This is a genomic window from Streptomyces asoensis (assembly GCF_013085465.1).
Lineage (GTDB): Bacteria > Actinomycetota > Actinomycetes > Streptomycetales > Streptomycetaceae > Streptomyces > Streptomyces cacaoi_A.
Window position 1 is genome coordinate 9,876,210 of sequence record NZ_CP049838.1, and the last position, 20,754, is coordinate 9,896,963.

At 69.0% G+C, this 20,754-nt stretch carries 19 protein-coding genes and 3 pseudogenes; 14 read left to right on the forward strand and 8 right to left on the reverse strand.

Translation table 11 applies throughout. The features are described from left to right. Positions 1-246 precede the first annotated feature (246 nt). From G9272_RS43855 to G9272_RS43875, 5 genes and pseudogenes are all read left to right on the forward strand, one after another. The gene (locus tag G9272_RS43855; RefSeq protein WP_253268142.1) at positions 247-633 is read left to right on the forward strand and encodes a hypothetical protein; all 387 of its coding nucleotides are present in this window, start codon (positions 247-249) and stop codon (positions 631-633) included. A 478-nt stretch (positions 634-1,111) separates the two neighbouring features. After that, complete coding sequence (locus tag G9272_RS43860; RefSeq protein ID WP_171401733.1) at positions 1,112-1,957, forward strand: MOSC domain-containing protein; 846 nt, start codon at positions 1,112-1,114, stop codon at positions 1,955-1,957. 385 nt (positions 1,958-2,342) lie between these two features. Then, the gene (locus G9272_RS43865; RefSeq protein WP_171401734.1) at positions 2,343-4,142 is read left to right on the forward strand and encodes a vWA domain-containing protein; all 1,800 of its coding nucleotides are present in this window, start codon (positions 2,343-2,345) and stop codon (positions 4,140-4,142) included. A gap of 25 nt (positions 4,143-4,167) precedes the next feature. Continuing rightward, positions 4,168-5,025: a hypothetical protein gene (locus G9272_RS43870; RefSeq protein WP_171401735.1), complete on the forward strand. Its 858-nt coding sequence runs from the start codon at positions 4,168-4,170 to the stop codon at positions 5,023-5,025. A gap of 353 nt (positions 5,026-5,378) precedes the next feature. Then, positions 5,379-6,089: pseudogene (locus G9272_RS43875) on the forward strand (IS5 family transposase); the annotation flags it as partial. 126 nt (positions 6,090-6,215) lie between these two features. Here the strand turns inward: G9272_RS43875 and G9272_RS43880 are convergent. Both G9272_RS43880 and G9272_RS43885 read right to left on the reverse strand, forming a co-directional pair. Then, positions 6,216-7,199 (reverse strand): CU044_5270 family protein, encoded by a 984-nt coding sequence (locus G9272_RS43880; RefSeq protein ID WP_171401736.1) that lies wholly within the window; start codon positions 7,197-7,199, stop codon positions 6,216-6,218. Next, entirely contained in the window at positions 7,192-7,809 is a 618-nt protein-coding gene (locus G9272_RS43885; RefSeq protein ID WP_171401737.1) for an RNA polymerase sigma factor, read from the reverse strand. Before G9272_RS43885 ends, G9272_RS43880 begins: the two co-directional genes overlap by 8 nt. Before the next feature lie 346 nt (positions 7,810-8,155). Here G9272_RS43885 and G9272_RS45800 point away from each other — a divergent pair, with 346 nt between their 5' ends. Together G9272_RS45800 and G9272_RS43895 are read left to right on the forward strand one after the other, a co-directional pair. After that, positions 8,156-8,311 (forward strand): hypothetical protein, encoded by a 156-nt coding sequence (locus G9272_RS45800; protein WP_253268143.1) that lies wholly within the window; start codon positions 8,156-8,158, stop codon positions 8,309-8,311. A 140-nt stretch (positions 8,312-8,451) separates the two neighbouring features. Further along, positions 8,452-8,613, forward strand: coding sequence for a hypothetical protein (locus G9272_RS43895; RefSeq protein WP_171401738.1), 162 nt, complete (start codon positions 8,452-8,454; stop codon positions 8,611-8,613). Positions 8,614-8,660: 47 nt separating this feature from the next. On the opposite strand, the gene G9272_RS43900 is transcribed toward G9272_RS43895, so the two are convergent. Both G9272_RS43900 and G9272_RS43905 read right to left on the reverse strand, forming a co-directional pair. Beyond that, positions 8,661-9,002: a hypothetical protein gene (locus G9272_RS43900; protein WP_171401739.1), complete on the reverse strand. Its 342-nt coding sequence runs from the start codon at positions 9,000-9,002 to the stop codon at positions 8,661-8,663. Continuing rightward, entirely contained in the window at positions 8,993-9,235 is a 243-nt protein-coding gene (locus G9272_RS43905; RefSeq protein ID WP_171401740.1) for a Ku protein, read from the reverse strand. The genes G9272_RS43900 and G9272_RS43905 overlap by 10 nt, the downstream gene beginning before the upstream one ends. A 256-nt stretch (positions 9,236-9,491) precedes the next feature. Between G9272_RS43905 and G9272_RS43910 the strand changes: the two genes are divergently transcribed. Next, on the forward strand, positions 9,492-10,397 hold the full coding sequence (locus G9272_RS43910) for an alpha/beta fold hydrolase (protein WP_171401741.1): 906 nt from the start codon (positions 9,492-9,494) through the stop codon (positions 10,395-10,397). 559 nt (positions 10,398-10,956) lie between these two features. On the opposite strand, the gene G9272_RS43915 is transcribed toward G9272_RS43910, so the two are convergent. Then, positions 10,957-11,100 carry a hypothetical protein gene (locus G9272_RS43915; RefSeq protein WP_253268144.1) on the reverse strand — a complete coding sequence of 48 codons (144 nt, stop codon included), beginning with the start codon at positions 11,098-11,100 and terminating at the stop codon, positions 10,957-10,959. A 248-nt stretch (positions 11,101-11,348) separates the two neighbouring features. Next, a complete protein-coding gene (locus tag G9272_RS43920) occupies positions 11,349-12,878 on the reverse strand; it encodes a hypothetical protein (protein WP_171401742.1) in 1,530 nt (509 codons plus the stop codon). A 225-nt stretch (positions 12,879-13,103) separates the two neighbouring features. On the opposite strand from G9272_RS43920, the gene G9272_RS43925 reads away from it, so the two are divergent. The 3 genes and pseudogenes from G9272_RS43925 to G9272_RS43930 all read left to right on the forward strand — a co-directional run bounded on the left by G9272_RS43925 (position 13,104) and on the right by G9272_RS43930 (position 14,028). Further along, complete coding sequence (locus G9272_RS43925) at positions 13,104-13,454, forward strand: hypothetical protein (protein WP_253268145.1); 351 nt, start codon at positions 13,104-13,106, stop codon at positions 13,452-13,454. 129 nt (positions 13,455-13,583) lie between these two features. After that, positions 13,584-13,646, forward strand: a pseudogene (locus G9272_RS46305) (hypothetical protein); the annotation flags it as partial. 34 nt (positions 13,647-13,680) lie between these two features. After that, complete coding sequence (locus G9272_RS43930; protein WP_171402438.1) at positions 13,681-14,028, forward strand: lamin tail domain-containing protein; 348 nt, start codon at positions 13,681-13,683, stop codon at positions 14,026-14,028. 614 nt (positions 14,029-14,642) lie between these two features. On the opposite strand, the gene G9272_RS43935 is transcribed toward G9272_RS43930, so the two are convergent. After that, positions 14,643-15,284: a hypothetical protein gene (locus tag G9272_RS43935; RefSeq protein ID WP_171401743.1), complete on the reverse strand. Its 642-nt coding sequence runs from the start codon at positions 15,282-15,284 to the stop codon at positions 14,643-14,645. A gap of 417 nt (positions 15,285-15,701) precedes the next feature. Between G9272_RS43935 and G9272_RS45805 the strand changes: the two genes are divergently transcribed. Continuing rightward, positions 15,702-16,697, forward strand: coding sequence for a C40 family peptidase (locus tag G9272_RS45805; RefSeq protein WP_253268146.1), 996 nt, complete (start codon positions 15,702-15,704; stop codon positions 16,695-16,697). Between the two features lie 205 nt (positions 16,698-16,902). Further along, the gene (locus tag G9272_RS43945; RefSeq protein WP_171401744.1) at positions 16,903-18,105 is read left to right on the forward strand and encodes an RICIN domain-containing protein; all 1,203 of its coding nucleotides are present in this window, start codon (positions 16,903-16,905) and stop codon (positions 18,103-18,105) included. An 867-nt stretch (positions 18,106-18,972) separates the two neighbouring features. Here the strand turns inward: G9272_RS43945 and G9272_RS43950 are convergent. Next, positions 18,973-19,359 (reverse strand): annotated as a pseudogene (locus G9272_RS43950) (pentapeptide repeat-containing protein); the annotation flags it as partial. 328 nt (positions 19,360-19,687) lie between these two features. Between G9272_RS43950 and G9272_RS43955 the strand changes: the two are divergent. Continuing rightward, the gene (locus tag G9272_RS43955; protein ID WP_171401746.1) at positions 19,688-20,446 is read left to right on the forward strand and encodes a hypothetical protein; all 759 of its coding nucleotides are present in this window, start codon (positions 19,688-19,690) and stop codon (positions 20,444-20,446) included. Positions 20,447-20,754 lie beyond the last annotated feature (308 nt).

The window sequence follows — 20,754 nt, forward strand, 5'->3', positions numbered from 1 at the left end:
AGGTCGTTGTGTTCGCGGATGTCCTTAAGTGAGTGTCAGGTCCATCATGGCTGTTCGGAGGCGGTTTCGGTAGGACTCAACGCACGTCCGTTCGGCCTTGTGACAGCTCGTGTCGCGCGCCAGACTCGTCGTCATCCACTCTCCGGCCAACGTGTCGGCAGCCGCCATCGGCTGTCGGCGCGTTCGCCGTGCTGTCTCGCCGTGTGACGTGCACCGGCCGGGGGGTGGCGGGACGAAGGGGGATCGATGGATCAGGACATGGTGGTGCTGGCGAGGGTCAGGCTTCTCAGCGCCAACCGGCGGGTGGTGCGCGGTGCAGAGGGGCTGTGGATCTACCGCGTGCTGGCACGGGTCGAGCCGGAGGCGTACGGGTCGAAGCTGGTGTACGTCTTGGTGGAGGCGAGCGCGTCGCCCCTGGTGCGGGAGTTGCCTGAGCGGCGGTTGGCCCTGTTGGACGAGGCTGTGGAGGTGGCGAAGGCCCTCGGGACGTCGAACCCCTACGGGGCGAAGATGCTGGCGAGGGCCCTCGCCGCCAGGCAGCGGGAGTCGGAGGGTCGTCCGGCGGAGCCGCTCGCGTCTGATGAGGGGGAGGATCGGGTGGCCGGTCTGGAGAAGCCGGAAGGACACGCATGACTTTGCGGTTGCCGGGCGTTCACTTCCTGGACGGCGACGAAGATGAATGCCCGGTCCCGACGGAGACGGGTTGAGACAGCGGGCGCTGACGACCGCGCAGGCTTCGTAGGCGCCCGCTGACCTGGCTACCGAGGCCCACGTCAACCTGGGCCTCGGCCACCTGGCGGGCCGGCCGTACGCCGAAGCGGAGCGGCCGGCCGCCGAGGCGGGTCGGGAACTGGGCGGCTGGCATGCCGGACCCTTCGTCGAAGAGCTCCCGCACGAGTCGATCGGCGACACCGCCACGAAGTCGTACATCCCCGTGCCGACGACACCCACTGCGCCACACCGACAAGGCGGGCAGGACCTGCCACTGGATTCCGGACATCCATCTCGACTACCGGGAGCGGGAGTTCGGTGGGTTCTATGAGGAACTGCCTACCCTCTGACATCGCACCGACGTGCCCGTCACCGGCCGGGCTCCTCTGATACTTCATCCATGGGGACTGTGGCAGCGTTGTACCGGTATCCGGTGAAGTCGATGCTGGGCGAAGCCGTGAGGACCGTGGCGGTCACGGAAGGCGGATTGTCGGGGGACCGCGGCTACGCCGTTCTCGACGAGACGGGCGCGGTGGGCAGCGCCAAGCACCCGCGTAAGTGGGGGGCTTTGCTGCGTTGCCGCAGTCGCCTGGAGGAGTCCGGCGTGGCCCAGGTCGTGCTGCCGGACGGCACCGCCTTCGCGGTGGAGGATTCCGAACTGGACGCGCGGCTGTCCAAGTTGCTGGGCCGGCCGGTGTTCCTCTCGGCCGCCGTACCGGAGCACAGCAGGCTGGAGCGTGCCGTGCCCGAGTACGAAGGCGGGGTACCGGACTCGGTGCGGGAGACGGCGGCCGTCGATGACACCGGGGTGAGCATCACGACCGGCAGCGTCGCTCGGGGGACCTTTTTCGACTTCGGCCGGGTCCATCTCGTCACCACGGCGTCCCTGGCCCGGATGCGCGGGCTGTATCCGGCCGGGGACTTCGACGCTCGCCGCTTCCGGCCGAACCTCGTCGTGGACACCGATGGCGGGCCCGGTTTCCCGGAGGATGCCTGGCTTGGATCACGACTGCGCGTGGGGGAGGCGCTGTTCAGGGTCTTGGTACCTACTCCCCGCTGTGTGATCCCCACGCTCGGCCATGACGAATTGCCGGCAGATCCCGGCGTCATGCGAGCGGTTGCCCGCGTTCACCGCGTACCCGTGTTCGACCTGGGACGGCTCTCGTGCCTCGGTGTGTACCTGGACGTGCTGGAAGCGGGAACGGTCCGGGTGGGCGACGCGATCACTCTGGATGCGACCGAGTAACCCGTACGGGCGGGGAGCTGGGGGCGGGCGAGGCCGATGGCCTGGAGGGCTTCGTCGACGAGGAGGGAGCCGATCGAGGCAGCACGCGCGGGGTGTGCCTGCCGGTCGATCCGGACGTCACCTTGGTCATTCCGCCGGAGAAGACGGTTTGGGGGTGTTTGGCTGTGGACCGAGCACCAGACGCTGGACCATCGGCCGTACCCCACCAACCGCACCCCTACTGACCGCGAGCGTCAACAGGCGCAACCGACAAGGCAGTTCGTGCGTCAGTCATCGGCAGGACGGGTAAACCGGCGCCTACGGAAGGTGTTCGTGGAGGCGGACAGTTCGCTTCTCTTCCTCCGCCGTGCCACCTGACGGGTTGTGAGTGATTCCGGGGGGAAGCATGAACAGACGCACGGGTGAACGAGGGCCGCGCAGGCTGCCGTTGCTGGTGGCCACCGCCATGGGACTGGTGGCGATACTCGCCACGTTTCTGGTGACCCGGGAGGTCTCCGGCGGCTCCGGGCCGGACTGCGGCGTCCGGCTGGAGGTGAACTCCTCCACGGAGAAGGGCGATCTTCTCGCCGAACTGGCGAAGAAGTACAACACCTCGGGGCGCGAGCTGACGGACGGCAAGTGCGCCCGGGTAACGGTGTCCGAGACGAGCTCGGGCGTCGCCATGGACGCGCTCGCGCAGGGCTGGGACGAGAAGCGTGACGGCGCGCCCGAGCCGCAGGCGTGGACGCCGACCTCCTCGCTGTGGCTGACGCTGCTCACCGAGAAGGGCACCGCGTCGGACCGTACCGTTCTCACCGGTGACGAGCCCGTCTCCCTGGCGACCAGCCCGCTGACCATCGCCATGCCCCGGCCCATGGCCGAGGCGGTGGGATGGCCGGAGAAGAAGATCGGCTGGCGGGACATCCTGTCGCTGACCGAGAAGGGCTGGGGCTCGCTAGGCCACCCCGAGTGGGGCCGATTCTCCCTGGGCAAGGACAACCCGCACACCTCCACCTCGGGCCTCGCGGCGACCGTGGCCGCGTTCTACGCCGCCACCGGCCGATCGAGCGATCTCACGCTGGACCAGGTCAAGGACCCGAAGTCCCGGGCGTTCGTATCGGGAGTCGAGGCCGGTGTGCTCCACTACGGTTCCGACGCGACCGCCTACATGGCCAACCTTGCGGAGGCAGACGCGAAGGGCCAGGCCCTTTCGTACGCCAGCGCCGTCACCGTCCAGGAGCAGCTGATCCACCTGTACAACCAGGGCAGCCCCACCGGCGACGTGAAACTCCTTGGCAAGGGCAAGAAGCCGAAGGTGCCGCTGGTGGCCGTGCACCCGGACGACGGCACCCTCATGCTCGACCACCCCTTCGTCGTACTGCCCTCGGCGGGCGGGGAACAGCGTGCGGCGGCCGCGGACTTCAGCGCTTTCCTCCTCGAAGCCGCCCAGCAGCGCCGCTTTCAGCAGCTCGGCTTCCGCGACCACGAGGGCAACGCGGGGCGCGAACTGGCCGCCTCGGTGAGCTTGCCCGACGAGGGGAAGCGGAAGCTGTCCCTCATTGACCCGCCGTCCCCGCAGGTGCTCGGCGCGATCCTCGACAGCTGGGACGAACTGCGCAAGAAGGCCAGGGTTCTGCTGGTGATGGATGTCTCCGGCTCCATGAACCAGTCCGCCGGAGGCGGGCAGAGCCGGATGGAGGCCGCCAAGAAGGCCGCCGTGGCCGCGCTCGACCTGTACCACCCGGACGACGAGGTCGGACTGTGGGCCTTCTCCACCGAGACCGCCGACCATCGCGAGCCCTACCGGGAGATCCTGCCGCCTCGACCCATCAAGGCCGGCAAGAGTCAACTCACCACCTCCATCAACGGGTTGAGCGCCGAGGGCGGCACAGCCCTGTACGCCACGGTGCGCGCCGCCCAGCAGGCCGCCCTCTCCGGTCTCGACACCGATCGGATCAACGCAGTGGTCGTCCTGACCGACGGCAAGAACGAATACCCGGCCGACAACGATCTCGACGCCCTGCTGCGCGATATCGACGCCACCCAACTGGAGCGCTCGGTACGCGTGTTCACCGTCGCATTCAGCGACCAGGCCGACTTCGACACCCTCAGCGAGATCTCCGCAGCCACCAAGGCCACCTCGTACGACGCCCGTGATCCCGCCGTCATCGACAAGGTGATGGTCTCTGTCATCAGCAACTTCTAGCCATCCGACAGGAGTTGAGCACCCGATGAACGGCAGACACCTTCCGGCCGCCGCCGCGGCCACGCTCCTGGGCTCGGCGGGCGCCGCGGCAGCCGCCCTGGCGGGGGCCGGGCCCGCGGCGGCCCTGCCCGCTGGCGCCGCCATCGGTCTGCTGGTCTGGACGGCCCACACCGTCACCGACCGGCTGACCCGCCGGCCCGGCACCGAGACCGGGCGACCGACCGCGTCCGCGGGGTCGGGCCCGGCACGGCCCGCGCGGCAAGGTTCCGGCTCCGAACGGCCCGAGCCCCCTCCCGACGCCCGGCTGTGGCTGGAACGCGCCTCGGCCGCCGTCGGCAGACTCGACCGCCACCGGAGCGACAGCACCACCCCCACCCTGACCGAGGCGCTGACCGCGGCCGTCGCCTTCGTAGGGACCGCGGCCGACGAACTCCATGCCCGCGCCGAGGCCGTCCGCGTCATCGACACCACCACCGCGGGCACCGACCCCCAGGCGCTGCGTGACGACCAGCGCAGGCTGGAGAAGGAGGCTCGGGCCTCGCAGGGAGCGATGAGGGAGGCCAAGGAGGCGTCCGCCCGCGCGACCGGTGAACGCGCCGCCTCCCTGCAACGCCTGGCGGAACTACGCGAACTCCTCATGGCTACATTGGAGTCGACCGTGCTGCGCCTGGAGGCCGCCGCCGAACGCGGTTCCCTGTTGGTCTCCCTCCATGCGGTCGGTGACGCCGCCACGGACGTCCCGGACCTCACCTCCCTCGAACACGAACTGGAGGCCGTGCAGGCCGGGCTCGACAGACTCGACGAGATCAGCCGCTCACTCCACGACCCCGGACGGCCCGACCCCGGCCCGGCTGCCGGGAAGCCGCATGACCCGCAAGAGTAGGACCGGCCTGCTGTCGGCCGTGACGATCTGGTCTCTGATCGTCACACCCGCCGCGCTGTTCGTCGGGGGGCGTGGCGCCATACTGGGGCTGGTCTCCGTCCTCACCGGACTCGCTTCGCTGGTCATGGCGCTCACGATTCCCGCCGGCTGGGACTTCGGATCGCGCACTGCGAGCTTCAAGGAGCGGCTGACCGCGGCGCCCCTGTTCACGGCCGCTGCTCTGCTCCTCGCGGGTCCCTTCGTGCTCCCGTGGGCCCTGCACGACGCGGTGGGGCAGCCCGCGAAGGCCCGGATCGCGAAGGTGACGGAGGAGGGTTCGTACGGGCTCGCCGATCCCGGGACCGAGAGGGAACGTGGACCGCACGGGCGGGCAGTGGCGCTACCTCCCGCACGATTCGCCGCACTGGAACACGGTCTACGGATACTTCGCGAAGTGGCAGCAGGAAGGTGTGTTCGCGCAGCTCAACGGCCTGCTCAGGCAGCAGCTCCTACGGCAGAGGGAAGGCCAGGACGCCGAGCCGTCGGCCTGCGTGATCGATGCGCAGAGCGTCAAGACTTCTACCGGCGTCCCCGCCTCAAGCCAGGGCATCGAGGCCGGCAAGAAGATCGTCGGACGGAAGCGGAGCATCATCACCGACACCCTCGGCCTTCTGCTGGCCGTCCTGGTCACCGCGACCGGCGTCCAGGACTCCGCCGCAGGCCAGACCCTCCTCGATCAGACAGCGGCCGCACATCCCACGATCCGCAAGGTCTGGGTTGACGGCGGCTACCCCAAACACTTCCTCGAGCACGCCGCCACCTTCGGCATCGACCTCGAAATCGTCCAACGCACCCCGGGACCAGGGGATTCACCCCTATCCCGAAACCCTGGACCGTCGAGCGAACCTACGGCTGGCTCATGCTCCACCGCCGCCTCGCCCGCGACTACGAAAACCCTCCCCGAACGCTCGGAAGCCATGATCCACCTCGCCATGACCGACCTCATGGCCCCCCGTCTCACCGGCGAGACCACCATCTCCTGGCGCGACCCGACATCACCGGACCAAGCCCACATCACGGGATGAAACAACGGGGGAAAACGACCTCTGACCAGTCGAGCAGGACGACCGCCTCGCCAGTCACCCGCCGGGCAGGAAGGCGCTTTCGCGCTTCCGTATCGACAACGGCCGCATCCGCACGAAATGGCAAGGCTAAGGGAGCTGCTTCAGTTGGTCGACGATCGCCCAGTCCACCACGTGCGATACCTGGATGTACGTCTTGTCGCCGGACGCCGAAGTCCGCTCGTCCCGGAAGCCCAGGAACTCGTAGGATTCCGGGTCGAAGATGAGGTACTTGCCCTTGGCGAACGGACTCTTGGGGTAGGAGATCCCCACGCCCGTGCGCCCGGCGGAGTCCTTCACCCCCGGAATCGCCTTGACCCCTGGCACCAGGGCCAGCGCCTTGTACGCGGCGGGGCGCAGTCCCTGGGGCAGCACCGGCCACTTCAGGAGCTCACCGAGCATGAAGTAGGCGTTGAACCATTCTTCTGCGGTGAAGTCGCTGATCGGCATGTTGGAGGTTCCGAGGCCGATGCGCGGGATGAGCTGTTGCGGGTCGGTGGGCAGCTTCTTCAGCTTGCTCCATTCCCGAGGCGGCCACACACTCTCGCCCTTCTGCATGGGCTCTTCCCAGATCACTCGGCCTAGTTCCATGGTCAGGGAGCGCTTGGAGCCGTCCACCGAGTCCCAGTTCACGTCCTCGTAGGTCTTGACCGCACCGGTCTTGCGCTCGGTCTCCTTGATGATTCGCTTCGAGTAGATGAACTGGTCGTCGCGCGGAGCCACGGTCTTCTCGTGCCTGCCCGTGTACACCGCCGCCCCGTTCAGTACTGTCACGGCGCTGACGTTGCTCATCCGCGGGGTCGCCGTGCCCGATACGCGGTCGGCGCGGTCGGCGCGATCGCCCTCGTCGGCGCCGCCCTCAGTGATCAGGACCGCCGTTCCCGTCACCGCCACAGCAACCGCCCCGGCGGCCGCGAAGCGCAGTACGTGGCGGCGGCCGGGGGCAGCGTTGGGGTGCCGCTGCGCGCGCGCCATCGTGTTGAGCAGTCGGTGGCGGGCCCTCGCTCGGGCCGATTCGGTGAGCGGGGCCGCGTCCGCGTCCCAGTCTCGCAGGAGTTCGAGTTCGTCAGTCATGGCCGGGTACCTCTCGCAGTGTCGTCGGATCGGATCCGCCCAACGCTTCACGCAGCTTGCCGCGGGCCCTGTACAGCCGTGATCTCACTGTGCCGATGGGGACATCGAGGGCCTGGGCCACCTCCTCGTAGCCGAGACCGCCCCACGCCACCAGCAGCAGCACGTCCCGGTGCCGCGCGGACAGTGCAGCCAGTGCCGCTGCCAGCTCGCGGCCCACGGCTTGCGCCCCCACCCGGGCCGCAGCACGGTCGGCCAGCGGCTCCTCGTGATCGGCTGGCGCCGGGATGCGGGCCAGAGCTTTGAAGCGGCGGGCCTCGGCCCGCCGGTGCCGGCCGACCAGGTTGGTCGCTATGCCGAACAGCCAGGGCCGGGCGCCATCACCCGTGGCCCGCAAAGGGTCGTACCGGTGCCGCTGCTGGAAGGCGGTGGTGAAGGTCTCTGCCACGAGGTCTTCGGCCGGCTCGCCACCGAGCCTGCGGGCCAGATATCGGTGTACCGCATCCGCGTACCGGTCGAAGAGCACGGCGAATGCCTCGGGCTCATCCCGGGACCGCGCAATCACCGAGGCATCACTCTCCGCCCCCGCGCGGACGCCTGGCTCGGCGGTCATCGGGGCTCCTCTCATTCAAGGGAACAAGCTTCGAAGGCTTGGGCTTTCACCTCTCCTTCGCCGCTCGCCCCCAGCGAGTTCCCTCAAGACCCTGACCACTGGAACGACTATCGAAAGCAGACCCCGAGCAAGAGATCATCTTCTCGCATGGCGTGCGGAGTCTCATGGCCGAACTCGCTGCCACGCTGCGCAGCCGGAACCAGGTCGCCACCCACGGCCTCCCCCTGCAACTCGACCTCGCCGCCGGAGCAAAACCCCTCCGCGTGCCCGAAGCCAGCGCGAGGCGATCAAGGAGGCGCAGCCCGCGAAGAAGGCGGGCGGCGGGAAGCCGGCCGCGAAGAAGACCGTGGCGAAGAAGGCGGTGCCGCTGCCACGCGGCTCGGTCCGGGCTGCGTACCCGGGCACCTGCCCGGCCTCCTTCAAGGACTACGACAAGGGCACGGTCATCACGAAGGTGGGGGAGAACTGGGGACGCCCCGGCTGCGCTCCCCGCCAGCCGTGAGCCGCGGAGCGGGAGTTCGAGCGGAACAAGGCCAGGATCGAGAGCGGCGAGACCTTCCGATCCCGCAAGCCCTCGGACTGGCGGCGCGGCGCCTCGGTCTCCAGCACCCGCCCCGCCCGCTGAACCGTCTGCCGGGCGGTGTGGCATCGGCCACGGGCGGCTGCGTGCGGGGCGTGGTCGGCCTGGTGGTCGCACCCGACCATGAGCCCGACCACGGCAAGTCAGCGTGCGGCTGGCCTGCCGACCACCTGAAACAGCACTTCCCGCCGGAACTCCCCGACCCCGGCCACACCACCGACTAGGCACCCGCGGGCCCGACCACGGCGGCGGACACCTCGACCACGGCAGGTCAGCGTGCTGGCGTACCGCGCCGACTGCCCGCGCGCCCGGCGGTCCTCGAGGAAGCCCTCTGGGAGGGCGTCTTCTTCGCAGGCTCGGCCGGCACCTCGGGCACCTCGGGCACGTCGGTGTCGCCCGTCTCGCCGCGCGCCGCCCGGGCCTTGCCGACGGACTCCTGTAGCACGGCCATCAGGTCCACCAGTTGCCCCGGCCGGACCGCCAGTGCCGAAGCCTCCGGCAGCTGGCAGTCTTCCTGCCTGGCCTCGAGCACCGCGCGCAGCGCGTCGGTGCACCCGTCGGCGAACTCCGGGCCTTCGAGCCTGTCGAGCGTCATGGCCTCGATCAGGGCCAAGCTTCGTCGATCTCGCCTTCGTCCAGCTGCACCGGAGCGGGGAACACGTCGGAGAGATCGCGAACTTCGTCCGGCCAGAACAGCCCGTGCAAGGCGATCACCTTGCCGCGGATCCGGAGCAGACCGAGCCGCTCAAGCCCGTGCCACGCGAACCGGACGACCGCGACCCGGGACGCGCGCTCCAGGGCCATCCGCAGCAGTACGTAAGCTTGTGCTTTATCTTCGGATGTCACGCAGAGTAATAGCTTGCTCGTCTGCGTCAGGCACGTAGTTTGTCGCGGCCGGAGCGGACCGGATGCCGCACGCAGCTCGTGTGGGACGGGGTTCAGAAGGTATCGCGATGAGTTCTGGCACCCCTTCGAGTGTCCGGCCAGCAACGAGACGAGACGATTCGTATTGCATCACTCCAGGGGTGTGCATCATGATGATGGCGCAAGATTGCGAGACGGCCCGTCTCGTCTTAAGGTCGTGGATGTGGGGAGCGGTGCCATGAATCAGCGGTTCGTCCAGGTCGATCCGGCGGTGCAGCTGTGGTCCGAGGTGCGCGGCGACCCCCGGGATTCCACCCTGTTGCTGATCATGGGGGCCGGGGCGTCTGGGCTGGGCTGGCCGGATGGACTGGTTGATGCCTTGGCCGTGCGCCACCGCGTCATCCGCTACGACCACCGGGACACCGGCCGCTCCAGCTTGAGTTTCGACACGCATCCGTACCGCATCGTCGACCTCGCCTCGGACGCGATCGCCGTCCTCGACGCGTACGAAGTGGAGCGGGCGCACATCGTCGGTCACTCCCTGGGCGGCATGCTCACCCAACTGCTGATCGCAGATTTCCCCGAACGGCTGCTCAGCGCGACAGTGATGGGCGCCGGCGCTCTCAGCAGCACCCCGCTGTCGCACCCGGACGGCTCCCGAACTCCCGTAGACCAACTCCCGCCCATCGACGCACGGGTGCTCGAACTGTGGTCGCACCCCCACGAGGACCGTGGCCTGGAGGCCGAGCTGGACCACCGCGTGGAGCACTGGCGGCTACTCAACGGCGATCAGATCCCCTTCGACTCCGAGGAGTTCCGGGCCTCGGAGCGCCGCATCATCGAGCACGCCGGGCGCTACGAGGCGCCCATGACCCACGGGCGCGCAGACCACTCCGGCATGGACCGCACCGAGGAACTTGCGCGCACCGAGGTGCCGACCCTGGTCATCTCCGCCCCGGCCGAGCCCGTCTTCCCACCGCCGCACCCCGACCATCTCACCCAAGTGATCGCCGGGGCACGGCTGATGGAGATACCGGGCATGGGGCACGCCCTGCCCCGCGCCGTCCACGCACCCCTGGCCGCGGCCGTTCTCGACCACACCCTGGCCACGGACGCCGGCGCCCGACCAGGGGCGGGGACGTGACCTCGATCTCCTGGTCGGCGAAGCGCGGCACCTGGCGAGGAAGATCCAGGCGTGTTCAGCTGGCGGTGCCTGGGTGCTGGCGGCGGATGGTGTGCCGTCACTAACTTGAACTTAACGTCTGGGTCGTTGGTCAGCTGCTGAAAAGGGTCGAGGCGGCCTCAGGGTGCGTGGGAGCATTTCGGCATGCGCTTGTCAGCTGACGGAGCCACGCCGACCTCGCGGTTGGTGCTGGTGAAGAACCTCGAGACTGACGACGGGTATGCCTTCGAGCTGGCGAGCCCGATCTTCCTGGCTATCGGTGATCGAATCGCTATCGAAGACGGCAGGCTTGTCGTCGTGCGGGCAGGGGGAGTGCGGCTGTCGCCGACCGGCGACTGGTCCACTCGTTGCGAACCCGGATCTCCGCGCCGCCGGTAGAAGCCGCTACTCGAACGATGCGTCGTATTTGATCACCCGGTTCGGTAACCGCCGTACACGGAAGCGGCCTTCGTCTGAACATGTGCTCCGACCAAGGAACACACACGTCCAGCACGAAGGCCGTGAGGATGAGTCTGCCGCATCACGATGCCCGGCGAGAGGTCACCCTGCCGAGGTCCACCACGATCCGCGACGCCTGTGCCATGCCGTCCCCGGACAGCAGGGCGTTGCTGAAGACGTTTCTGACGTCGTGGTCGATCTTGCCCTGCACGATGACGACGCGCACGCCGTCAACCATGCGGTGGACGACGGAGAACCGGTAGTTTGCCACCGTGCGCTGACCCGCACACCGAACGGGGCGAGCGGTCGCGGCCTGTCTACGGACTGGGTACCGACCTTTTCGGCTGGCTGCCTGCCGCGAGATGCGTCATCGCCTCTGCCAACCAGACGATGCGGAAACCGGGCGAGCCCCGCGTGGCTTCGTCCTGGAGGCTGGACCTGCACTCCACACCACCCCCGGCCTGAATTCCGTTCTCACCGGGGTACTGCAAGCACCTCGGCAGCTCCTGCTGCCTGCCGCAGACTCTCGGTGGGGTGAGGCAAGCTGTCGAGCATGGCTTTGCCCGTCTTGAAGGCTTCTTGGGCCACCTCGTGAAGACCGAGCGGCACAGCAGCCTGTGTGATGAGGAAATGTTCCTCGGTGATCCGCAGCCCCAGTCCGAGATCTCGCCAGGTGGTGGTCGGGCAGAGTGGTTGCGGCAGACCGAAATCGAGCGCCAGCTGATCGGTAGGCGGCGGTGGCGGCGGGCCGTCGAGTACGGTCACTGCCTTCTGAAGGGACTGCCAGGCTGCCTCGACCTTGCCGCTGCGGCGTTGCAATGAGGCGAGGTCGGCAAGGGCCGTGCCGCGCATGCCGGTGTCCTCCTGTAGGGATGCGTACAGGCGGCGTGCCCGGGTGGCCTGTCCGAGGTCTCCGAGGGCTTCGAGTTCGCGGGCCAGAGCCCCGAGCAGGATCGCATCGCGTGGGCCCGTGTTGTCGAGCATGCGTATGAGCGCGGAACGGGCCAGTTCGTTCATCCCCTGGCGGCGGGCCAGCGCCGCCCAGGTGAAGTCGTCCTCGTCGTCGGGATCCTGGCCGTAGTTCGACGAGTCGAAGTCGGCCGCCCACTGGGAGAGTGCTCGTGAGGAGCCAGGGAAACCGCCGAGCAAGAAGTGGACATCGGCGTTGGCTTCCCGCAGGGCCTGAAGCAGGAGGTAGTCCTCCGTCTTGCCGTGCAGGGCGACCAGGACGGCGACGAGGCGGAGTTCCTCGGTGGCGCCGCTGCGGGCCTCGTGCTGCAGGAGTTTGCGCAGGAGCTGCAAGTCCCCCGACTGTCGGTCGTACTGGGCTGCGCGCAGGACGGCGGCACGCCGTATCGGGTCGGTCGCGATCTCGTCCCAGCAGGAGTGGTCGGCCCGCATCCGGACCAGATCAGCCCGGCCTTGAGCGAGGACCGCTTGCCAGAGCGGCGGACGCCGAAGGCGGTCCAACAACTCGTACGCACAGCCTTCGTCCGCGTTCAGCAGGAGGAACTCGGGCTCGGTCCGCAGAAGGGATTTCTGGAGCCTCCGCAGGATTTCCCGCCTGGGGAGCTGGCGCAGACCCAGTTCGCTGAGCAGCCTGCTGCGATCAGCGTCGAGTTCGGGGCCGTAGGAGCTCCGGATCTCGTCCTCGGTCCGGGTGAAGAGCTCTTCCAGCACGTCGTCATCGGCCTGGAGATCGAGATCGGTGTAGTCGTGCCAGCCGGGCAGACCGAAGAGGATCTCCAGAGCCTCGTCCATGCTGGTGCCGATGAGGCCGGCTTGACCCTCGGAGCTCGCATACAGCACCGCCCCGCCGGCACACGCGAAATAGGTTCCACCGGTGTCATCGCCCGCCACTGCCTCCAAAGGCGCTCCGCTCGCCAGACGGACCGCCTCAACGTGCTCGGCCCGGTCAAGATCGAAATCGAAGGATCCCGCGGCCAGTCGCGCCAGATCAGGATGCCGGCGCAGGACAGTGAGTACGTGGTCGGGGCATTGCATGGCCGGACCGTAACAGCCGCCGCTGACACGAGATGGTGCACGGCCTCAGCAACGGAGGGCTTCCTCAGCAGAACTGGCGGGACACCGAACACCACGAAACCCCGCCCACAACTTCGGCTCCGCGGCTCAGCCAGGCGGCAGGTTCGGGCGGGGCCCGGCTACTCAGGACGATCTGGGTACTCGCGCCCAAGCGGAACACGGTGCCCGCTGCCTAGCATCCGGAGTATGAGTTCCGTTGAGCAGACAGCCGGGTCGAGCGAACAGCTGACGGCACGTCAGCAGCACAGAGTCACGACATCGTTTGTGCTGGGCGCTGCCGCCGTCGCGATGATGATGTGCCCGTTTCTGCCTGCCTGGGTCCCGAACGGGGTGCGCTTTTTTCCCGTGTACTTCATCGTGCCCGCGGGGATCGGGGCGGTCGTCTCCGGCCTCGTCGCGCTGAGCGGGGCGCGGGGCCAGGAGGATGCGGCTCCCTCCCGGGTGCGGGCGGGAGCCGCACTCGGCACGACGGCCGTTGTGCTGTCGCTGGCCGTGATCGTCTGGGCGGTCTGGGCGCTGAACCAGGCTTACCAGTAGAGGCCGAGTACGCAGCCCGGGAGCTGGCGGGCTACTACAGGCCGGGGCCGCAGGCGTTGTCCTGCCGTGTCCTGCCAACGGTCTGTGACGTTGCCTTGATCATGGACAGCTACGAGCACCTTGACCTTGATGAGATCGACTTCGCCCGTGGAGCACGACACCGAGCGGTTGCGCCTGCTGACGCTGGACGAGGCGTACGAGCTGATCCAAGTGCTGCGCACAGCCGCTGAGGAAGGTGCAGTACGACTCCCCGGGGTGCGACACCCGCTCCAACCGGTCGCTGAACAGCGAGTGGGTGGAACTGACCAACACCACCCGCAACGCCGTCAACCTCAACGGCTGGACCCTGAGGGACGAGTCCGGGCACAAGTACACGTTCGACCACTACCGCCTGGCCGGCCGCGCCACGGTCCGGATTCACACCGGTGAGGGACGTGACACCCGCACCGACCTCTATCAGGACCGCCGTGCCTACGTGTGGAACAACGACCACGACACCGCCACCCTGCGCAACGACCACGGCCGCTTCGTCGACGACCAGTCATGGGGCCATCGCCGCGGCGGCCGCCACTGACCCACCACACATCCTGCTTGCGGTTGGATGCCGCGCGGCGGCTGCGGCAGACAGGACACTCGGCGGCGCGCCCACCCCTTCCAAGGGTGGGCGCGCCGCCTGGCGCTATGTGCCGGCCGGGGTCACTGCGGTGCCTGCTCGTAGGTGACGGTGGCGTCCGGGCAGACTTCCGTGAGGTGGGTCAGGGCGTCGCGTTCGGCCGGGCCCGCGCAGCTGCCAGCGCAGCTTGGTCGCCACCCAGGCGGTCGCGTACTCGCAGCGGAAGGCTTCGACGGGCAGCCAGTCCGCGGGGTTCATCCCCAGCGACTGACCGAGCCACCCCCGGCCGCCCCCTGAACGACGCCCTAGTGCTGAACGCCCTTCGGCGGAGCGACGAGATCCGCTCCACCGAAGGGCCTCGTCCCCTCCCCCCGCCGAGGTCGACGAGGAGGAACTCGCCGCCGCCCTCCACCTCATCGAGGCCCGCACCGTCGACATGCTCGACGACGTCCCCGACCACTACGCACAAGCCCTCGCCGACGTGGTCGACGCCAAGCTGCACGCCCGCGACCTCGCCGGGCCGCCCGAGGTCTGGCGCCCCCAACTGGTCGACCTGTGTGAGCCGCGCGAAGCGTTCAGCGGTAGAGCACCTTCGAGGACGTGTAGTTCATGCTTCCGACGCCGGTGTAGTTGCCGACGTGGGTCCAGCGCTCCTGGCAGTTGGACCAGCGCTGGTAGCGCTTGACGGCCCAGGTCTGCTTCCAGATGCCGCGCTTGGCGATGAACATGCTGCGGGCCGGGATGGTGTAGGTGATGGCTTCGGCGGTGCTGATGCTGGCGGACAGCTCGAGCTCGAAGCCCTTCATGGTGGAGCTTTTCTGCTTGTTCTTCTTGTTGATCTTCGCCCTTGCCTTCCTCTGAATGCTGGGCAGGGAGGGCAGGTCGCCGGTGAGCATGCCGCGGGCGGAGTAGATCTGGGTGAAGGTGAACTGGTGCTGCTGCTGGGTGGATGCGCCGTTACGCCAGGTGATTTTCTCAGGGGCGCTGTTCCAACCCTCGCGGATCAGGATGGGTGTGACGCGGTCGACGGGCTGGCACGTGTCCCCGCTCTTTGTCTTCGTACCGGCGAGGGCGACATGGTCGGAGGTGCCGCCCTGTTCGGAGGCGGCGGTGAATACGTCGGTGACGGAGGTGCCGGCGACGACGCCGGCAACCAGACCGCCAGCGAGTACGGCGATGATCAGTGGCCGGGTCTTGCGGTCTTTGACAGCAGACATGCGGATGCTCCCTCAAGGAATGAGTTGGTGATGCGGCACCCCTGGGCTGGCGCCTCGGGGTGGGCCGTGTGAACGGCTGCTCGCCGCGGTCGTCGACACCGGCAAATGGCGAGAGAAGACGTGGCGGCCCCGGATGCGCTTCGACGTCTGGCGTCATCCCGGTGGGCCGGTCGATGGCAAAAGCGTGCCGGGCGGGGTCAGCGGTGGGCAACGTATTACGGCGTCTGGGACAGTCCCGAGTCGTCTATGCAGGTCATAGGCGGTTCCCGGGGGCGGGACACCGCCCTTTCACCAAGGCGCCGCGGGGCGTGGACAGGCCGGGACTGTCCTGGACGCCCGAAGATCTAGCGGGACACCGACACAGCGAAACAGCCTCCTTTCAGGGCCGCGAAATCCCGGCCCACGAAGGAGGTTGTGATGACACTGCCTACCCTGCTCCCGTCTCAGCGGCAGACCGCCAAGAAGCAGGCCCCCAGGAAGCAGACATCGAAGAAGGAGCCCCGGCCCGCGCCGGCGTCGCACCGCAGGCCGCGCACCCCCGGCCCGGGCAGGAGAAAGACCCACCGCGTCGTGTCAGGCGTGGCGGGGCTGGCCGTGGCGTTCGTGCTGTCGCTGCTGGCGGGCATGCTGCTGGCCGTGCACGGTCCGTCGGGATCACCGGCGGCCGACGGGCCATCGGTCACGCTCCAGCCGGAGACGCCTGCCGCGCCCGAGCCCACGCCGGCGAAGCCGGCCGAGCCGACGAAGCCCGCCGAGAACGGCACGGCGGAAGCCAGGCCCGTGAAGGCCAAGAAGGTCGCGCTGCGGTCCGGTGACACGCTCTGGGAGCTGGCCCGCACGCACGGCACGAGCGTGAAGGTACTGCAGCGGCTCAACGACCTGGGCTCGTCGACGCTGATCTACGCCGGGCAGGCGCTGAACGTGCCCGCCACACCGGACTCCGCCGGCTCGGCGCGACGGCCGTCGGCGGCCGCGCCCGCAGAGGACGGGCAGCCCAGCGCGACGCCCGCGGACAACCCCGCCAAGACGGACAAGACCGCTAAGACCGCCAAGCGGGACCAGTCGGCGCCGAGTGCCGTCATCGCCTACGCCCGGGCGCAGGTCGGCAAGCCCTACATCTGGGGCGGCACCGGCCCCGGCGGCTTCGACTGTTCCGGCCTGGTGATGCGGGCCTGGGAGACGGCCGGGGTGAAGCTGCCGCGCACCACCTGGAACCAGATCCACGCCGGCAGCGCCACCACCCGGAACCGCTTGGTGCCCGGTGACCTCGTCCTGTCCTACAGCGGTGGCCACGTCGGGCTGTACATCGGCAATGGACAGATCATTCACGCCCCCAAGCCCGGCACCACCATCACCGCCGCTCCCCTGCCCGACCCCAGCGTTGTCACCGCCTACCGCCACATACATCTGTGAACGATTCAAAAGGCAGTGCAGATGACGCGACTCAAGCGGCTGACAGCACCCTGTCCGCACAGGCGGCCGAACAACGACGGAGAACAGCCCTCATGCACACATCAATGACCTTTAAGCTTCCTTGTACACACGGGACAAGGGAGCGGTGATGGGACGGGGGCCGGATCCGGCAGCGGCGCACAGCCCTGCGGAGTTCATGGAATTCATGCGGCAGTTACGCCGCTGGGCGGACCTGAGCTACCGACAGCTGGAGCGCAACGCCACCGACGCCGGCGACGTCCTGCCGCGCGCGACGATCTCCGCCGCCCTCGCCCGCGACGACCTCCCCCGCGAGGAACTCCTGGGCGCCTACGTGCGGGCCTGCGGCGGTGACGACGGCACGGTGTCCGCCTGGCTGGAGGCCCGCCGACACCTGGCCATGTTCGGCGCCGGAACACCGCCGCCCGTCTCCGAGGACGTCCCGCAGACCACTGCCCTCCAGGCGGATGACGACGCTCCGCAGGAAACACCGCAGGGCGGCAAGGAAGCCGCCGACGAGAAGCAGGGCACGGACACCGGCCCGGCTGACGAACCGAGCCCTGTCCCGACCAGTGCATCGGCCACCGGCCCAGCCGACGACAGCCCTGGTCCCCCGCATGCTCAGTCGAACTGGCGACGGCAGGGCCCGATGGTCGCGATCGCTGCCTGCACCGTCGCCGGAATACTGGCCCTGGCCTTCTGGCCGCACGACAACGGCTCCGGTGACAACCGCGCGGGCGGCGCGCCCACAAGCACCCCGCCTCCCAGCACCGCGCCCAGCGACGACGCAAAGCAGCCCAGTTCCTCGCCCACTGCGAGCCGCTCGGCCACCGCCGATCCTGCGGCCTCCCCTCTCGCCTCGCCGATCGAGCAAAGAGAAACGACCCCCAGCTTCAGCCACCCCACCCCCACGCCCAAGCAGACGGGTGACTCCGCCCAACTTCCGACGGCTGGATGGACCAGCATCCACCCCGCCTCCGCCCCCTCCCGGTGCCTGACCGAGGGCCGCGAACGCAACGGCCGCACCAACCGCGAAATCGCCGTCCAGCACTCCTGCGCCGACGCCCCCCTGCCCCGCGTCTACCTCGAGAAACTGGGCGGGCAGACCTACCGCATCCAGTGGCACCACCCCGACGCCGACAAGGGCGTCGGCTGCCTCGCCGTCGACGGAGCCTCCACCTCCCCCGGCGCCCTGCTCGCACCCAGAGAATGCGCGGACAGCGACAGCCAGACGTTTCGCCTGGAAGCCGCCAGCGGCGGCTTCCGGCTCCGGCCGCTCCACAGCGGCCTGTGCATCGGATTCCTCCCCCCGGTTACCGACGGTGCCGAGGCCATGCAGACCGCATGCACCGGCACCTCCGGCCAGGCATTCAGCTTCACCGCAAGCTGAGGCGCGTGGGCTCGCGGATTCGGGGAGGCAGACAGGTGGCGAACCCACGCGGGCCTGCCGGACTCCCGGGACGTGCGGGGACGGGTTCGAGGTAACCGACTGGCTGACGAGCGTTTGCAGGCGCGTGACGGCTTCGCGCTGTTCAAGAAGGCCGGGGACCCCCGGGCCGAAGAACGTCCCCAGGTCGGAACATGACGGCCGTTCCGTGACGCCCGATTCGCCCTGGCTACCGGCCGGTCAGTTGCCCTCTGGTGTCCGAGCTGGGATTCCGGGGCCCACTACGGCTGTTCGTCCGCCTCAGACGGTCGCGGACGGTCGCGGCGGCCGCGAAGGCGCGCGGCACCCCAGGCAGAAGCGGTGGGGACCAGAGCAGCGCCGAGACTGCCGAGGAATTCGGGCAGCGAGGCGCGAAGGAGCTCGTACATGAAAGACCGGGACACGCCGAAGGACCCCCGAGCGCGCCCGTCTTCTCTCTGTACGAAGTGGTGTGCGTCCGACCGTGTTTGCCCCCGGGGTCTCGGGGCGTTTGTGGGTGTGTATGTGGGTGGGTGGCGGCCCGGACTCTCGGCTGGGACGGCGTTCCAGCCGAGAGTCCGGGTGAGGTCGGCCGTATCGGAGTATGCCGCCCCACCGGACCAGCCAGACACGCCCCCTCTCCCGCCGGGCCCTCCGGCGGCCCCGGCTCACTCCCCAGCCGCAGCGCCGGCGAACCGCCTGTCGGACCGCACGGAAGATTTCAGTGAGTGGGGCTGTGAGCTGGGCACTGAAATCCTCCCTGCGGCGACTCATGGCGGTTCGGACGCACCGGTTGCTTCAGTAGTCCGGTGGCTGCGGCGTTCTGTCGGCCCTGGCCGTGGGAGTGCTGGGTCAGCGTTTGACGCGGTTACGAACGGCCAGCACCGCCAGGCCCAGGAGGACGGGCTCGGCAATGCGGGACGCCATCTCGATGTAGGTGCCGGCGGTGGTCAGGTCCTGGCCGGAGGAGCGGAACACCACCGAGTTGAGCGTCACGTTCAGGGCCTTCTCGAAGCGCTCCCCGGTATACCTCTTCCCAGTGGGGTTCTGGGGGTCAGCCTTGTCGATCTCGAAGGTGACCCTGCCTCCGCCGGGCGGCACGGTGCCGGTCGCCTCCTGCTTCGGGGAATCCCGGGGGAGCCCCAAGCCCATCAGAAGCACGACGGTGACGAGCATCGCGGCAGCGAGCCAGCCCAGGGCCCGGGAGGCGCGCAGGCCATAGCCGGACAGCAGCCAGTAACCGTCCGCCGCGCTGGTCGTCGTGGTGGGCCTCAAGCGCGCACACACCGCGTTCCAGCGCGGGTCGCGGGCGGCGGCCCGGCGGGGGCACGAGGTCGCCCGCCGCGAGGACCAGTGGCACGTCTCGCGCGGGGACGCCTACCGGACGGGGTGGAGGCGATCGCGCCGAAGGCTGGTGGCCGGGTAGCCGGGAGTCGTTGACGCTGTCGCGGCCTGCGGTGCGGCTGCTGAAGCTCCCTTCGCGCACCGGGTGCCGCGCACGGTGCGAACCTGCCATGACCGGTTCCCGCAGCTGACCCGGTGGCTGAACTGCTTGACCGGCCAGGGCGTGACCTCACTGGAGGAGGTGACCCAGCATCACTGCACCGTGCACCTCACACACCGGTGCGCCGGCCGGAATACCGACGAGATCACCCGGTCCGGAGAGGGATCCTCACAACTGGACGTGGTGCAGGTGTTGCAGGAACTCGCGGACTACGGCGAGTTGTTCACCACGGACCGCTACCCGAGCGGCTTTCGTCCCTGGGGAGGGCAACTCGCCCACGTGGTCGCCGGGGTGTCGAAAAACAGCGGAGAGAACAAGACACCTCCGGCCCGCGCCGAAGTCATGAACCCCCTGCTGACCGCCACCCTGTTCCTCATCCACATCATCGCTCCGCCGGCGCTCGCCCTGTGCACGACGTGCGATACCTCGCAGCCCCAGTTGCCGGGGCCGGTCCGCACCGCCACAACGGCCCGGTTCGAGCAGGCCGTTCGCGCCCACCTGGCCTCCGGGGAGCCTATCGAACAGGACGAGGAGCGGGCGGTCCGCTCCAAACTCACCCACGGCTGGAACCCCACGGACCCGCTGCTGCGCGTCTACTTCGCGGCGCTTGCTCTGGAGGGCGGTGTGTGGACGCGCAGTGGCAATCCCTTCCGGCCGGGCCCCGGCTTCTTGTACGACCCGCGCACCGCCGCCGTACGCCCACTGCTGGAGCAGGCCATCGCCCAGGTGGGCATCGAGCCGCGCTGGGGGCCGGCAGGCGGACCTGGTCGCCCGCGCCGACGGCACCGGCGCGGTTCCCTGGACCCTGCCGATCACCCATGACGGGCTGGCGCGGCTGCTCGGCCACATCCGCACGGCCTGCATCCTCACGATCGCCGCGCTGAGCGGCATGCGGACCAGCGAGCTGGTCGAACTGCCCCTGGAGCCGAGGCATACGAGGCCGCCGGCGTTGCCTGCCAGCTCGCGGATCCCGGCGCCACGCATCTCTTTCCCGTCCACCTCGACCTGTGCCGCCGTTACCGGGACCTGCGGGGGTGGGCCAACAGCAACGAGGGACCGCGCCTGGGCCTGCCCCTCCTGCCCGACGACGCCATCACCCCGCGCATCCTGCGCCGCACCCTGGCCGTCGA

What these genes read in the sequence shown, in the direction of transcription:
- G9272_RS43910 (WP_171401741.1), top strand. Translation starts at nt 9,492, where the DNA reads ATGAATCAGCGGTTCGTCCAGGTCGATCCGGCGGTGCAGCTGTGGTCC.
- G9272_RS43855 (WP_253268142.1), top strand. Translation starts at nt 247, where the DNA reads ATGGATCAGGACATGGTGGTGCTGGCGAGGGTCAGGCTTCTCAGCGCC.
- G9272_RS43860 (WP_171401733.1), top strand. Translation starts at nt 1,112, where the DNA reads ATGGGGACTGTGGCAGCGTTGTACCGGTATCCGGTGAAGTCGATGCTG.
- G9272_RS43865 (WP_171401734.1), top strand. Translation starts at nt 2,343, where the DNA reads ATGAACAGACGCACGGGTGAACGAGGGCCGCGCAGGCTGCCGTTGCTG.
- G9272_RS43925 (WP_253268145.1), top strand. Translation starts at nt 13,104, where the DNA reads ATGAGTTCCGTTGAGCAGACAGCCGGGTCGAGCGAACAGCTGACGGCA.
- G9272_RS43880 (WP_171401736.1), bottom strand. Translation starts at nt 7,199, where the DNA reads ATGACTGACGAACTCGAACTCCTGCGAGACTGGGACGCGGACGCGGCC.
- G9272_RS43935 (WP_171401743.1), bottom strand. Translation starts at nt 15,284, where the DNA reads ATGTCTGCTGTCAAAGACCGCAAGACCCGGCCACTGATCATCGCCGTA.
- G9272_RS43920 (WP_171401742.1), bottom strand. Translation starts at nt 12,878, where the DNA reads ATGCAATGCCCCGACCACGTACTCACTGTCCTGCGCCGGCATCCTGAT.
- G9272_RS43945 (WP_171401744.1), top strand. Translation starts at nt 16,903, where the DNA reads ATGCGGCAGTTACGCCGCTGGGCGGACCTGAGCTACCGACAGCTGGAG.
- G9272_RS45805 (WP_253268146.1), top strand. Translation starts at nt 15,702, where the DNA reads ATGACACTGCCTACCCTGCTCCCGTCTCAGCGGCAGACCGCCAAGAAG.
- G9272_RS43885 (WP_171401737.1), bottom strand. Translation starts at nt 7,809, where the DNA reads ATGACCGCCGAGCCAGGCGTCCGCGCGGGGGCGGAGAGTGATGCCTCG.
- G9272_RS43870 (WP_171401735.1), top strand. Translation starts at nt 4,168, where the DNA reads ATGAACGGCAGACACCTTCCGGCCGCCGCCGCGGCCACGCTCCTGGGC.